The organism is Dactylosporangium sp. NPDC000521, from assembly GCF_042898305.1.
Classification (GTDB): Bacteria; Actinomycetota; Actinomycetes; order Mycobacteriales; family Micromonosporaceae; genus Dactylosporangium.
The window spans coordinates 318491-332589 of record NZ_JBIAYW010000005.1; the positions used below are offsets into that span (position 1 = coordinate 318491).

The following is a 14099-nucleotide window of genomic DNA, read 5'->3' on the forward strand; positions in this document are numbered from 1 at the left end:
CGCCGGAGTTCGTCCGTCATAGCGGACAAGATAGTGTCCGTCGCCGGGCCGTCGCACCCTACGTTTGGCCGTAACGCGTGCGCCGCCGCGTCGTGCGTCGATGGATGGACCAGCCGATGGCGAACACGGAGGTGAGTCCCGTGCCGCGCGCACGCTACGGGGCTCGTCGTCTCTCCGCCTGGCTACGCGCCCGGGCGCGGGCGTGGGTGGCGGCGGGACCTGCGGATGAGGGCGATGGTGAGCCAGGTGAGCATGGCCAGGGCCCACAGGGCGACGAAGACCGTGGTCGCCGCCCAGCGGGCCAGCGGGAACACCGACGGGGCAGGCGAGGGGCCGCCGAAGGCGCCGGCCGCCACCAGGTCCGCGGCGACGTCGACGTCCCAGATGGTGCCCGGGGGCTTGGTGAGCAAGGACTTCGTGGTGCCGTCGGGGGCGAGGGCCAGGAGGTCGGCGTCGGAGACGGCGCGGTAGGCGGCGGGTGGCTCGTAGGACGGCCCTGCGGTGTACGTCTCGTCGACGTAGCGGACGACGACCGCGGTGCCGTCGCGCTGCCAGCCGGCCAGGCGGGCGGTGGCGCCGCCGAAGGTGGGCAGGGAAGTGGGCAACTGGTCGCCGGTCGTGGCGGACAGGACGGTGAGGCGCCAGGACCTGGCGTTGCGGGCCGCGTGGGAGCAGGCGGCGGTGCAGCCGTCGGCGACGGTGAAGACGCCGAGGCCGGTGCCGTCCGCGGTGTACGACCAGGGGCCGCCGAGGAGGGCGCCCGCCGGCAGGGTGGCGAGCGGGCGGCGGGTGCCGGTGGCCGTGTCGACCAGGGCGAGCTCGCGGCCGAGCTGGACGGCGACGGTGCGGCCGTCGGGGGAGAAGGCCGCGGCGCCGCGGCGGGTGCGGCCCAGGTCCAGCAGGTGCGTCGTGGCGCCGGTGCCGACGTCGAGCACCCACAGCGCGCCGTTGTCGGAGCCGATGGTGTCGGATCCGTCGAAGGGCGTGTCGGTCCAGGGTGACGCGTTGGACCGGTGCACCAGCAGGCGGCGGCCGTCGTGGCTCCACGCGACCGGGGCGGCGGCGCCGGAGCCTGTAAAGCGTCTGGCCTCGCCGGTGCTCAGGTCCACGACGGCCACGTCGCGGCCGCCGGTGCCGAAGAGGTGCTCATAGGTGCCGTTGCCCGCGGCGTACCGGCCGTCGGGGGAGAGCAGCACGTCCTGGCCGGCCTGTAGGTAGGTGGTGCCGAAGGGCAGGACGCGGTAGGAGCCGTCGCGGCCGATCGCGCTGATGCGGCTGCCGTACGTGAAGGGCAGGTCCGGCGGCTCGTAGCCGCCGCCACCGCTGACCAGCAGCGCGGCCGGGCCGCGGGGCGAGAGGGCCACGCTGGCCTGCCAGACCCATGGCTCGTGCAACCGCCCCGGCGCGCCGCTCGTCCCGCTCGCCGGCACCGCCGTGCCGTCGAACCCGCTAAGTGCCATGGAAGCGGCAACTGCCAGTACAACAGCGAAAATCGCAAATGTCGACATCTGCCGGCGGTGACGGCGTCGGCCGCGACAGAACAGGTCGGACGGGACGCGGGCGGCGGGCATGTCGTCGGCGGCCGCCGCCAGGCGCCGGGTGAGCTCCTGCGTCATCGTCGCACCTCCAGTTCGGAAGAATCGCCGAGCAGCTCCGGGGCGATTGCCCGCAGTCGCGCGAGCGCGTCGCGGGTCTGGCTCTTCACCGTGCCGACGCGGCAGCCGAGGATGTCGGCGGTCTGCGCCTCGGTGAGGTCCTCGAAGTAGCGGAGCACGATCACCGCGCGCTGCCTCGGTGCCAGCCTGGCGAGCGCGGCGCGGACGGCCACGCCGCCGGTGACCGCGTCGGACTCGTCGGGGCCGGGGCGGTCCGGCGGGTGCTCCACGTGGACGGTCCGCCCGCGGTGCCGCCGCCACGCGGACACGTGCTGGTGGTAGAGGGTGCGGCGGACGTACGGGTCGGGGTCCCCGCCCGCCGCGATCCGCCCCCACCGCCCGGCCACCCGCAGCAGCGTCTCCTGCACCAGGTCCTCGGCCAGGTGCCGGTCCCCGGTGAGCAGGAACGCGATCCGCGACAGCGCGGCGACCCGCTCCCGCACGTACGCCAGGAACGACTCCTCTGCGTCCACGTTCACCTCCACACCCTCCGACACGCCGCCGCGCCGGGGAAGGAGGGGTGCATTCCGAAGAAGATTCTTGCGTCGATTCTTGCGTTGATTTGGGTGGGGCGGGTATCAAGGGGAAAGTTCGATCGTCGAAATATTTGTCTCCGGAAGGTACAGAGCGTGGGCACACGAGTGGCGGCGGCCGTCACCGGCCGGTTCGGCGCGGTCCTGATCCTGCTCGTCACGGTGGGGCTGACGGCGCTGGTGTTCCTCACCTCGCCCGCCCAGCCGCAGAAGGAGCCGGCCGACGGGCTGCCGGCGGGCAAGCAGTCGACGAAGGTCATCGAGCTGGCCGACCGGTTCGCCAGTGGCCGCGCCGAGGTGGCCGTCGTCGTGTACGAGCGGCGCGACGCACCCCTCACCGACGCCGACCGCGCGGCGATCGAGCGGACCAGGACCGCCGCCGGCGGCCAGGCGCCGGCCGTCGGCGCCGAGGACGGGCGGGCCGCGCTGCTGCCCGTGACGCTCACCGGCGAGGGCGACGAGCTGTACGCCGCCGTCGACAAGCTGCGCGAGACCGTCCACGCCGGCCTGCCGGACGGGCTGACCGCACAGGTGACCGGCGGGCCCGCGTTCGGGCGGGACATCTCCGCCGCGTTCGAGGGCGCCGACGTCACGCTGCTCATCGCCACGGCGAGCGTGGTCGCGCTGCTGCTGCTCATCACGTACCGCAGCCCGCTGCTCTGGATGGTCCCGCTCGTCGTCATCGGGGTCGGCGACCAGGTCGTGGCGAAGCTGCTGCCGTGGGTCGCCGTGCTCGTCGGCGAGCGCACCGACGCGTCGGTCAGCGGCATCGTGTCCGTGCTCGTCTTCGGCGCCGGCACCGACTACGCGTTGCTGCTGATCTCCCGGTACCGGGAGGAGCTGCGCCGCACCGAGGACCGCCGCGAGGCGATGCGGGTCGCGCTGCGCAACGCCGCCCCGGCCGTGATCGCCAGCGCGGGCACCGTCGTCCTCGCGCTGCTGACGCTGCTCGCGGCGGTCCTGACCGCCAACCGGACACTCGGCGTCGCCGCCGCGATCGGGGTCGCCGTGGCGCTGCTCTTCGGGCTCGTGGTGCTGCCCGCCGCGCTGGTGTGCCTGCCGCGCGGGATCTTCTGGCCGTTCGTGCCGCGGCTCGGCAGCGACGACCCGACGACCCGCGGCCTGTGGTCCCGCGTCGCGCACGCCGTCGGCCGGCACCCCGCCAGGGTCCTCGCCGGCGCCGCCGTCCTGCTCGCCGTGCTCACCGCCGGCCTGCTGAGCACGTCGATCGGGCTGTCGCAGACCGAGCAGTTCCGCACGCAGGTCGAGTCGGTCACCGCGCAGGAGGCCCTCGCCAGGCACTTCCCCGCCGGCTCCGCGCAGCCGGTGACCGTGATCGCCCCGGCGGCCGCCACCGATCGTGTCGTGGCCGCCGTCGAGGGTACGGACGGCGTCGCCATGGTCGGCAGACCCGAACGCTCCGACGACGGCACGCTGACGAAGCTGCGCGTCGACCTGAAGGCCGGGTCGGGCACGCCCGCCGCCGACGACACGGTCCGGGCGCTGCGGTCGGCCCTCGGCGCGCTCCGGGCCGGCGACACGCTCGTGGGCGGGGCACCCGCCGCGGACCTGGACAAGCGCGACGCGTACAGCCGCGACAACACCGTCGTGGTCCCCCTGGTGCTGCTGGTGGTGCTGCTCGTCCTCGTGCTGCTGCTGCGCTCGGTCGTGGCGCCGCTGCTGCTCCTGCTCACCGTCATCGTCAGCTTCGCCGCGAGCGTCGGCGCCGCGGGCCTCGTGCTGCGGCACGTCCTGGACATCCCGGCCCTCGACGCGGGCGTGCCGCTGCTGAGCTTCCTGTTCCTCGTGGCGCTCGGCGTCGACTACAACATCTTCCTCGTCACCAGGGCCCGGCAGGAGGCAGCGGAGCTCCGCGACACCCGCGCCGGCGTGATCCGGGCACTGGGCGCGACCGGCGGCGTCATCACCTCCGCCGGCATCCTGCTCGCGGCCGTGTTCACGGTGCTCGGGGTGCTGCCGGTGATCGTGCTGACGCAGATCGGGGTGATCGTCGGCATCGGCGTCGTCCTGGACACCCTGGTGGTGCGGACCGTGGTCGTGCCCGCGATCGCCCTGCTGCTCGGCGAGCGCTTCTGGTGGCCCGCCCGCCCAGCCACGGCGCCGGCTTCGGCCTCGGCGCCGGGTTCGGCTGCGGACGGGTCCGCGGAGAATGCGGGTGGGCCGGCACATCACTCGGGCCGGCACATCGCGACAGGGTCGCCGGGGCGGCATGCGGAGTGACCGTTCGGACCTCGTGCAGGCCGGGGTAGGGCTGTCCATTGCCTTGGCGTGCTTGCCGACGACGTTGTGGGAGTGGCCCGCAGGAGGTCGCCGTCACGCGCACGTGGCGCAGCAGGGCGGCGAGGACGTCTGGGGGTGGACCGTCACGCATCGAATCCGAACTCTGCCACAAGCCGCGGCGCCAGGTGAGGGCGTCAGCGCCTGACGACGTCGTGGGCGAGGCGGAGCAGGTCGGGCACGGCCGGGTGTGTGAAGGGCTCCCGCCACGCGAGGAACACGTCGACCGGCGGCGTGTCGGTGAGCGGCACGTAGCGCACCGCCGGGTTCGGATGCATCGCGGCGGTGCCCGCGGGCGTCACGCCGACCGCGTCGCCGGCGATGATGACCGACAGCCAGTCGTCGGTGTTCTTCACGGGCACCACCTGTGACGGCGCGGCGTCCGGCGGCCACAGGGCGAGGGTCGTGCTGCCGGTCACCGTGTTCAGCGCCAAGGGCTCCGCGGCGAGGTCGGCGAGCGTCAGCGAGACGCGCCCCGCGAGGGGGCTGTCGTCGGCGACCGCGGCGAACCGGGCCTCGCGCATCAGGTGGGCCGTCGCCACACCCGGGACGTCGGGCGCGCCGCGCAGCACGGCGACGTCGACCGTGCCGGACGCGAGGCCGGCGCTGCGCTCGTCGAGGCGGAGCAGCTCCAGCGCGGTCTCCGGGTGCGCCCGCTTCCACCGTCGCTGGAGGCTGGTGGTGTACGCCCCGAGCGCCGACCACGCGTGCCCGAGCCGGACCGGCAGCCGCCGGGACCGGTCGGGGTCGAGGGCGTGCTCGACGGCGGTGATCGCGGCGGCCGCGTCGCGGCGGAACTCGTGGCCCGCGGGGGTCAGCGCCAGGTGGTGCGTGGAGCGGTCGACGAGCCGGACCCCGAGGTGCGCCTCCAGCTGCTGCAGGGTGCGGGTCAGCGCCGGCTGGGTCAGGTGCAGCCGGGCGGCGGCGCGGGTGAGGTTGCCCTCCTCCGCGATGGCCAGGAACCCCCGGAGGTGTCGCAGTTCGATGGTCACAAACGTCGCCTTCGGCAGGCCCACGCACGACCGGGCCCTCCGCCACGCTGCGGACTGGTCATGCGTGTTGAGCATAGCCAGCGGTGAAACGGCATTTCCCATGATCCCCGGTACTGTCTAGCGTTGCCCTGTGACCGACGTCCTGACCGCGCCCGCACCGACCGCAGTCCCCGAGAAGTCCAGGGCGGGCGGGGTGTGGCGGGTCCTCGCGTCGCAGACGTCCGTCCACAGTGGAGCCGCCGTCGCCACCACCCTGTTCCCCCTCGCCGGGGCGGCCGGGGTCGTGTCGCTGCGGCTGCTCATCGGCAGCGCGGTCCTCGTCGCGGTCGGACGGCCGAGGCTCAGGGGGTACACCACCCGGCAATGGATCCTCGTCGGCCTCTTCGGCGCCGTCCTCGCCGGCATGAACCTCGCGTTCTACGTCGCCATCGCGCGCATGCCGATCGGCCCCGTCGTCACCCTGGAGGTGCTGGGGCCGCTGACGCTGTCGGTGGTCACCGCGCGGCGCCGCGTGGCGTGGCTGTGGGCGCTGCTCGCGCTCGCCGGGGTGGCGCTGCTCGGCGGCGGTGGGTTCGACCAGCTCGACCCGCTCGGGGTGGGCTGCGCGCTCCTCGCCGGCGCCGCCTGGGCCTGCTACATCATGCTGTCGGCGCGGGCCGGCGCCACCTTCCCCAAGCGCGACGGCCTGACCCTCGCGATGCTCGTCGCCGCGCTGCTGGCCCTGCCCGCCGGGCTCCTCGACGCGGGTGCGGCGCTGGCCCAGCCCCGCGTGCTCGCCCTGGGCGCCGCCGTCGCGGTGTTGTCGTCGGTACTGCCGTACACGTTCGAGCTGACCGCGCTGCGCCGCCTGCCGACGTCGACGTTCGCGGTGCTGATGAGCCTCGGCCCGGCGATCGCGGCGCTGATGGGGTGGGTGCTCCTCGGCCAGGACCTGCACCCGGCGCAGATCGCCGCGATCGGGTTCGTCGTCGCGGCCAGCGCGGGCGTGGTGCTGTGGAAGGACCGCGGGTCCGCTACAGGCGCGGCAGCCGGATCGTGACGACGGTCCCGCGCGGGTCGTTCGGGCCCGCGGTGACCGTGCCGCCGTGCTGGGAGGCGGTCTGCGCCACGATGGCGAGTCCGAGGCCCGAGCCCGGCATGCCACGGGCGGCCGGCGAGCGGTAGAAGCGGTCGAAGACGTGCGGCAGGTCCCCGGCGTCGATGCCGGGGCCGGTGTCGGCGATCCGCAGCACGCACCAGCCCTGACCGGCGCGCAGCTCGGTGTGGACCGTCGCGCCCGGCGGGCTCCACTTGGCGGCGTTGTCGAGGACGTTGACGACCATGCGCTCGAGCTCGCTGGGCCGGCCGTGGACGCGGGCGGGGCTCGCGTCGCCGGCCCAGCCGAGGACCGGGATCGCGCCGGGAACCAGGTCCGCGCCGGAGGCTGGGTCCGCCCCGGGAACCGGGTCGGCGCCGGCGGCCGGGTCCGCCCCGGGGGCCGGGTCCGCGCCGGCGGTGGCCGGGGGACGGTCGAACGTGAACGTCACCGCCGGGACCCGGATGCGCACCCGGTCGATCGCGGCCGCCACGACGTCGGTCAGCTCGACGTCCTCGGCCGGCTCCCGCGTCGTCTCCTCGCGGGCCAGCTCGACCAGCTCGGTGGTGAGCGCCGCCAGCTCGCCGACCTGGGCGTCGAGGTCCCGCAGCAGCTTCGCCCGCTCCTCCGGCGGCAGCCGGTGCGCCAGCTCGGGCTGCCGCTCCACCGCCAGCAGCAGCTCGATGTTGGTGCGGATGCTGGTCAGCGGGGTCCGCAGCTCGTGGCCCGCGTCCTCGACCAGGGTCCGCTGCGACTGGCGGGCGGCGTCGATCGCGGCGAGCATCGTGTTCACCGACTGGCCGAGGCGCGCGATCTCGTCGACGCCGTGGATCGGGATGGGCCGGTTCAGGTCCATCGTGACGGCGACGTCCTCGACGGCCTTCGTCAGCTGCTGCACGGGCACCAGCCCGGCACGCGCGACGGTCCTGCCGAGCGCCGCGGCCCCGCCGATGCCCAGCACGCAGCCGGCGGCCATGAGCAGCCCGAACACGGTCAGCGTCCGGTTCGCCGGCGTCTGGTCGGCGGCCACCTGCACCGCCCCGGCGCCCCGCCCCGCGGCGACGGTCAGCATCAGGTAGCTGTGGCCGTCGAGGAGCATCCGCTCCTGGACCCGCTCCTCCTCGCCGGCCGCGACCCGCCGTGCGCCGTCGGTGACCGGCAGGCCGTTGGTGGAGTGCGCGGTGACGGTGCCGTCGCGGCCGAGGACCTGCCAGCGCGGCCCGATGTCGCGCCGGAACCGCGAATCCCGTCGCCCGCCCGGTCCCTGCGGCGGCGGGCCGTCCCGCCAGAGCTCCGGCTGCGCGACGACGGACCGCGCGTCGGTCTCCAGCTGCGACCGCAGCTGCTGCCGCTGGATCTGCGCGACCGCCGCGAACGCGATGCCCGCGACCGTCAGCACCGCCGCCGCGACCGCCGCCGTGACCAGCAACGACAGCCGGTCGTGCAGCGTCCTGCGCCGCCACCACCGCCCCAGCACCGCCCCGGCCCGCTTCACAGGGGCTCCTCCCGCAGGACGAAGCCGACGCCGCGGACGGTGTGCAGCAGGCGCGGGCTGCCGTCGGCCTCCAGCTTGCGGCGCAGATAGCCGAGGTACACGTGGATGCTGTTGGACGTCTCGCCGAAGTCGTAGCCCCACACGTGCTCGAACAGCATCCCGCGGGTCAGGACCTGCCGCGGGTGACGCAGGAAGACCTCGAGGATCGTGAACTCGGTGCGGGTCAGCCGCAGCGGGTGCTCGCCCCGCCACACCTCCCGGGTCGCCGGGTCGAGCCGCAGGTCGGCGAAGGCCAGGAGCTCCGACGGCGGCTCCGGCGGCGCGGAGAGCAGCGACCGGCGCAGCAGCGCCCGGATCCGCGCCAGCAGCTCCTGCAGCGCGAACGGCTTCACCAGGTAGTCGTCGGCGCCCGCGTCGAGGCCGGCGACCCGGTCGCCGACGCTGTCGCGGGCGGTGAGCATGAGCACCGGCACCAGCAGGCCGTCGCCGCGCAGCCGGCGGCACGCCTGCAGGCCGTCCATCCGCGGCATGCTGACGTCGAGGATCATCACGTCGGGCTCGTCGGCGTGCGCGGCGTCAAGGGCCTCCTGCCCGTCCCGGGCGGTGTCGACCTGATAACCCTCGAACCGCAGCGTCCGCGCGAGCGAGTCCCGCACGGCGGCGTCGTCGTCCACGACCAGGATCCGCATTCCGTCACCCCTTCCGCTGCCCAGCTTGCCTCACCCGTGCCTCAGCCGGCGGGCCAGCCCTCGGTGACCCGGACGAGACCCGACGCCGTCACCATGAGGGCCTCGTAGCCGTCGAGGCCCTCCAGCCAGTCCATCGCCCATGGCCCGCGGGCCGCGGCGGCGGTCGCGTAGACGTCGGCCCACAGCAGGTCCGGGCCGGTCACGGTGACCGCCCGTACTCCGGTCGCGGGACCGCCGGTGTACGGGTCGACGATGTGATCCCCGCGGTGGGTGCGGCCGGAGGTGGCGACGGCGCCCGTACTCCGGGTCACCACGTGCGCCACTCCTGCCTCGGGCGCGTCCGGGTCCTCGACGCCGATCCGCCACGGCGGCTGTCCGTCCGGCGCGTGGACGAGCACGTCGCCGCCGGCGTTGAGGCACCAGCCGAGCCCGGCCGGCAGGTGCGCCGCCGCCCGCTGCACGGCCCACCCCTTGACCAGCCCGGACGGGTCGTAGCGGGGGCGGCCGGTGCGCGGGTCGGGCAGCCCCCGCGGGTCGAACCACCCGCCGGTGCGCTCCCGCGCCTCGTCGCACAGCGCGAACACGGCGTCCAGCGCGGGCGTCGGCGGCGCCTCGCCCCGCTCCCAGCGGGACAGGTCGCTGCCGTCGAGGTACGGGCTGAACGCCGCGTCGTCGCGGCGCAGGTCCGCGAAGACCCGGGCCACCGCGGCCGCCGCGGCCGGGTCGCCGGCACCGGGGCCGCGCAGGTGGACCGAGACCGGCAGGCCCATGATCTGCTCGACCCACGCGCGGCGGGGCAGTTCGGCGGTCATGACAGGTGCGCGGCGTCGATCGCGGCCTGCAGCGACTCCTTGTAACCGTCGCTGGTGACGGTCGCGCCGGAGACGGTGTCGATGTCGGCGCTCTGCGCGGCGACCACCGCCTGGTTGAGGATCGGCAGGGCGCGGGCGTTGATCTGGCGGTCCTTGCCGTTGCCGTCCGGGTACACGGGCACCGTCACGCCGGTGATCTTCCCGCCGGCGACCGTGATGATGACCTGGATGTCGCCCCACCGCGTCGGCACCACCGAACCGTTGTAGGTGGTGCCACCCGTCGCCGCTCCACCGCCCGTATTGTCGCCGCCCGTACCGCTGCCGCCGCTGGTGACGCCGCCGCTCGTGGTGCCGCCGCTCGTGGTGCCGTTGCCCGTGGTGCCGCTCCCGCTGCCGGAGGCGCTTCCTGGGCCGGTCGCCACGGTCGCGGTGCTGCCGAGGCTGGTGCGGTAGCTGAAGAGCAGTACCACGGCGGCGAGCGTCGACAGCAGCCACAAGGTGATCCGTCGCACGGGGCGATCCTTTCCGTTACCAGGAGAACTGTTCGGTGTGCACGCGCGACGCGGGGACCCCGGCGGCGCGGGCGGCGGCGCGGGCCGCCTCGGTCCAGGTGCCGGGCCCGCAGACGTAGACGTCCGCCGCCGCGATCGACGGCGCCGCCCTGCGCAGCGCCTCCGCGTCGCCGATCCCGGCGAGGTTCCGCGGCAGCCATGACGCCTCACCTGCGCGCGGGCCGAGCAGGTGGACGACCCGGACGCCACGCTGCCGCGCCAGCCAGTCCAGCTCGTCGCGGAAGGCGATCTCCGCCTCGCTGCGGGCCCGGTAGAGCAGGGTCGCCTCGCCGGAGCGGTAGGGCAGCTCGCCGAGCAGCGCCAGCAGCGGCGTCACCCCGATGCCGCAGGCCATCATGACGACCGGGCCGCCGGTGTACGACTCGCCGGTGAGCCGCCCGTACGGGCCCTCGACCAGCACGCGGGTGCCCGGCGCGAGCGACGCGACGCGCGAGCTGCCGTCGCCGAGATCCTTCACGGTGATGCGCAGCACCCCGGTGTGCGGGGTCGCCGACAGTGAGTACGGGTGCGCTCTCGTCCAGCCGGGACCGTCCAGGAAGCGCCACTGGAGGAACTGGCCGGCCCGGACCGGCAGCTCGTGCAGGTGCCGGCCGGTCAGATAGACCGAGGTCAGCCCCGGCCCCTCCGGCACGACGCGGCTGACGGTCAGGCGGTGCCGCGCGTTGCGCCACACCGGCAACCCGACCCGGTAGACGAGGACCGCGCCGGCGGACACCGCGTACAGCGTCCACCAGTACGCCGTGGACAGCGGCGAGGCGAGGAAGTCCGCGCCGGTCCAGAGCTGGTGCGGCAGGGCGAGCCCCACGCCGAGGTAGGCGTACAGGTGCAGCAGATGCCACGACTCGTAGCGCAGCCGGCGCCGCGCGGCCCGCATCGACGTGACCACGACCATGACCAGCGCGACCGTGCCGGCCACCGCGAGCAGCATCCCCGGGTACTCGACGGTCAGCTCCCACAGCTCGGCGAACACGTTCGCGTCGGACGCGACCGCGTAACCGATGGTGATGAGCACGATGTGCGCGACCATCAGGTTGAACGAGGTGAACCCGGTCCAGCGGTGCCAGCGTGCCAGCCGGTCCTGCCCGAACGCCCGCTCGACCAGCGGCACCCGGGCCATCAGCAGCACCTGGAGCAGCAGCAGGTCGGAGGAGATCAGGCCGGTGAGCCGGCCCGCCGCGGACCACGCGTCGGCGCCGCCGGCGAGGAACTGCTGGACGCCGCCGTTGGCCACCCACAGCGCGGCCACGACGAGCATGCTCGCCGTGGCCGCCGCGCCGCCCAGGTCCGCCCACCACCGCGGGGTTGTGGCCGGGCGCGGCACGGCACCTGTCATCGTCATGCGTTCAACTATCGGGGGACCGGCTGGCAGCCGGCTGTGAGCCGGTTAAAGGTTGTCTAAGAACGCCCCACGACGTTCTGCCACGCGTCGGCCGGCAGCAGGTATCCGGCTCGCACGTTGGCGACGTCCGCCAGGACCACCTTGGCCAGATACGCGCCGCGGCGCGGGTACAGGCGCTGCAGCGTCGCGGCGTCGAACGGCTGGTGCGTGCCGAACAGCCGGCAGAACGTCTCGCCGGTGTTGTCGCCGGTGTTCAGCGCGGTCGGCACCGCCACCTGCGACAGCCGGATGCCGCCGGTGGCGAGTCCGAGCGCGTCACGGGTCTTCGTGCCGTCGGCGCCGAAGACCAGCGGGGGAGCGACCGGCGGGGGAGTGCCCCGCCGCACCCAGCGGATCAGGTGGTCGTATGCGGCGGCGACGACGTGATCGAGGGGCACCCGGCTGAAGGGCGGGCTGCCGCAGGTGTACTGGGGTGCCGCACCGAGATCCCGCACAGAGATCGGCGCCCGGTACTCCTGGCCGCGCCACCCCGAGTGCGCGGCGCCGGCGACCTCCCAGCGGCGGAACCGGTCGGTGTCGGCGGGCCGCTCAGGGGTCCGCACGTCCGTCTCGGAGAGCACCTGGAACACCGGCTCGGCACCCACGCGGGTCGGCGCGGACCCGACGACGAACGCGTAGCCGTCGAAGACCGGCGTCACCTTCGGCAGGATGCTCTGGTAGTACACCGTCATCCGGGCGGCCGACTGTGAGGCACCGATCGCGAGCGTGGTCCGCGGCCGGAGCGCTCTGGTGACGGCCGCCGCGGCCTTGGCGAAGATGTCGTAGGACAGCTCGTCGGCGGTGAACCGGCCGCCACCGGTGACGTCCAGCGTGCCGTACCGGGCGGGGCTCCAGCCGCGCAGTTGCTCGACGCCGACCCGCTGCGCGGACACGCCGATCCACGCGTGCCCCTGCCGGGTGATGGCGTCGTGGTCCCACAGGGCGTCGAGATCGTAGCCGGCGGTCACGTTCTGCCACTCGACGAGCGCGGTGCCGCTGAAGCGGGCCGCGTGGGCGGGCCGGCGCACCACGACCCTGGTCCGGAACGGCACGCCGGTCGCCACCTGGTTGCCGGCGGTGTCCCAGCCGTCGGCGCCCCCGGCGACGAGGAACTCCTGCTCGACATAGCCGGCGGCGGCGAGGTCGTCGGTGGTGGAGAAGAACGGGTACGTGTCGCGGATGTCCGCTGCCTTCGGATCACCGGGGACGGTGCCCGGCAGCGGCCCCGTGACGGTGACCGGCGGCGCCTCCGCCACGGCGTGTGCGGGGACGGCGGGTGCGGCGACGAGCGCCAGGGCGGTCAGGACGGAGCAGGCGAGTCGTGCCAGTGTATTGGGTGCCATGGATGTCACCCTGTCGGCGGCGGTGGGCCGCGGCATCGGTGGAATCGCCGGTGCTCCACCCGCGGACACCGCTTCCCGGCGTGCCGCCGGCCACCTCGCGCAATGCCACCTCGCCGCCAGCTATGACGACGGAAAGCGCGTTCACATCGCTGCAGCACCCGAGGACGGCCCTGCACGTTGATCGAAGGACGGTCCTGGCCGTCCGGACGACCGCCACACGACTTCGATCACGGCGGCAGGGCGGTAGTGGGTCACCGGTTGCCTGAGCGCATGCCTCTCGACGGCGCGCTGCAGCATCCGAGGACGGCCCTGCACGTTGATCCAAGGATGGTCCTGGCCGTCCGGACGACCGCCACACGACTTCGATCACGGTGGCAGGGCGGCAGCGGGTCACCGGTTGCCTGAGCGCTTGCCTCTCGACGGCGCGCTGCGGCAGCCGAGGACGGCCCTGCACGTTGATCCAAGGATGGTTCTGGCCGTCCGGACGACCACAGCACGACTTCGATCACGGCGCCAGGGCGGCACCGGTTGGAGACGACCGCACGAACGGCTCTCGACGGCCCGCTCCGGAAGCCGGTCGCCACCACCGGGACCGCGGATCTCTCACCTTGATCGAAGGACGGTCCTGGCCGTCTGGACGACCACCTCACGACTTCGATCACGGCGGCAGGGCCGCGGCCTCGGCCTGTTCGCGCTTCGAGGGGGCGGCCATGGCGGGGCCGGCGAGGCCGATGACCACGACCGGGACGGCCCGGGCGCACCGGCAGCGGCCGGACTGTCAGCCCGCGGCGATGGCCTCCTCCACGGTGGCGTGGCGGGTGAGGATGCGGTCAAGGTTGGTGATGTGCAGCACGTTGTCGACCAGAGGGCGGGTGCCGGTCAGCCGCAGCCAGCCCCCGGTCGCGACGAGCTGTGACCGCGTCCTCACGAACAGGTTGAGCCCGCTGGAGTCACACATCGGCACGTCCGACAGCTCCAGCACCAGGTGCAGCGCAGGGCGTTCGGTCAGTCCGGCCAGGACGTCGGCGAGCGGGGCGAGGGTGTCGTAAAGGACCTTGCCCCGCACCGATACGACGACGGCACCGTCGCGGTCGGTGACGTCGGCGGTGACGTGTTCCTCCGTCACCTGGGACTCGTCGCGGTCCAGGGAGAACTCCACAACCCCGAGCGTAACGGGAACCTGCGGACGGCCACAGGGTCCGTTTCCGGCGCGGCGGGGATGGGAATCCGTACAACCGATCGCGGGGTGCACGCGCG

The 14099-nt window shown here is 74.2% G+C and carries 13 protein-coding genes; 3 read left to right on the forward strand and 10 right to left on the reverse strand.

What is annotated here, in order from left to right; all coding sequences use genetic code 11:
- Positions 1-182 precede the first annotated feature (182 nt).
- Positions 183-1460 carry a hypothetical protein gene (locus tag ACFY3L_RS19460; RefSeq protein ID WP_389325410.1) on the reverse strand — a complete coding sequence of 426 codons (1278 nt, stop codon included), beginning with the start codon at positions 1458-1460 and terminating at the stop codon, positions 183-185.
- Positions 1461-1612: 152 nt separating this feature from the next.
- On the reverse strand, positions 1613-2134 hold the full coding sequence (locus ACFY3L_RS19465; RefSeq protein WP_389325413.1) for a SigE family RNA polymerase sigma factor: 522 nt from the start codon (positions 2132-2134) through the stop codon (positions 1613-1615).
- A gap of 150 nt (positions 2135-2284) precedes the next feature.
- On the opposite strand from ACFY3L_RS19465, the gene ACFY3L_RS19470 reads away from it, so the two are divergent.
- Positions 2285-4429, forward strand: a complete 2145-nt coding sequence (locus ACFY3L_RS19470; RefSeq protein WP_389325416.1) for an MMPL family transporter — start codon at positions 2285-2287, stop codon at positions 4427-4429.
- A gap of 194 nt (positions 4430-4623) precedes the next feature.
- Here the strand turns inward: ACFY3L_RS19470 and ACFY3L_RS19475 are convergent, their stop codons facing one another.
- Positions 4624-5478 carry a LysR family transcriptional regulator gene (locus ACFY3L_RS19475; protein ID WP_389325419.1) on the reverse strand — a complete coding sequence of 285 codons (855 nt, stop codon included), beginning with the start codon at positions 5476-5478 and terminating at the stop codon, positions 4624-4626.
- Positions 5479-5608: 130 nt separating this feature from the next.
- On the opposite strand from ACFY3L_RS19475, the gene ACFY3L_RS19480 reads away from it, so the two are divergent.
- Positions 5609-6517, forward strand: a complete 909-nt coding sequence (locus tag ACFY3L_RS19480; RefSeq protein ID WP_389325422.1) for a DMT family transporter — start codon at positions 5609-5611, stop codon at positions 6515-6517.
- Here the strand turns inward: ACFY3L_RS19480 and ACFY3L_RS19485 are convergent.
- From ACFY3L_RS19485 to ACFY3L_RS19510, 6 genes are read right to left on the reverse strand one after another with little or no spacing between them, the layout of a single operon-like run.
- Entirely contained in the window at positions 6492-8048 is a 1557-nt protein-coding gene (locus ACFY3L_RS19485; RefSeq protein WP_389325425.1) for an ATP-binding protein, read from the reverse strand. The two genes, ACFY3L_RS19480 and ACFY3L_RS19485, sit on opposite strands and share 26 nt — an antisense overlap.
- On the reverse strand, positions 8045-8737 hold the full coding sequence (locus ACFY3L_RS19490; protein ID WP_389325428.1) for a response regulator transcription factor: 693 nt from the start codon (positions 8735-8737) through the stop codon (positions 8045-8047). Before ACFY3L_RS19490 ends, ACFY3L_RS19485 begins: the two co-directional genes overlap by 4 nt.
- A gap of 41 nt (positions 8738-8778) precedes the next feature.
- A complete protein-coding gene (locus tag ACFY3L_RS19495) occupies positions 8779-9549 on the reverse strand; it encodes an FAD:protein FMN transferase (RefSeq protein WP_389325431.1) in 771 nt (256 codons plus the stop codon).
- A complete protein-coding gene (locus ACFY3L_RS19500) occupies positions 9546-10061 on the reverse strand; it encodes an FMN-binding protein (RefSeq protein WP_389325434.1) in 516 nt (171 codons plus the stop codon). The genes ACFY3L_RS19495 and ACFY3L_RS19500 overlap by 4 nt, the downstream gene beginning before the upstream one ends.
- 16 nt (positions 10062-10077) lie before the next feature.
- Complete coding sequence (locus tag ACFY3L_RS19505; RefSeq protein WP_389325437.1) at positions 10078-11460, reverse strand: ferric reductase-like transmembrane domain-containing protein; 1383 nt, start codon at positions 11458-11460, stop codon at positions 10078-10080.
- Positions 11461-11516: 56 nt separating this feature from the next.
- Positions 11517-12842: an alpha/beta hydrolase domain-containing protein gene (locus ACFY3L_RS19510; RefSeq protein WP_389325440.1), complete on the reverse strand. Its 1326-nt coding sequence runs from the start codon at positions 12840-12842 to the stop codon at positions 11517-11519.
- Between ACFY3L_RS19510 and ACFY3L_RS19515 the strand changes: the two genes are divergently transcribed.
- Complete coding sequence (locus tag ACFY3L_RS19515) at positions 12841-13023, forward strand: hypothetical protein (RefSeq protein WP_389325443.1); 183 nt, start codon at positions 12841-12843, stop codon at positions 13021-13023. The two genes, ACFY3L_RS19510 and ACFY3L_RS19515, sit on opposite strands and share 2 nt — an antisense overlap.
- A gap of 597 nt (positions 13024-13620) precedes the next feature.
- On the opposite strand, the gene ACFY3L_RS19520 is transcribed toward ACFY3L_RS19515, so the two are convergent.
- On the reverse strand, positions 13621-14001 hold the full coding sequence (locus ACFY3L_RS19520; RefSeq protein WP_389325446.1) for an STAS domain-containing protein: 381 nt from the start codon (positions 13999-14001) through the stop codon (positions 13621-13623).
- Positions 14002-14099: the final 98 nt, after the last annotated feature.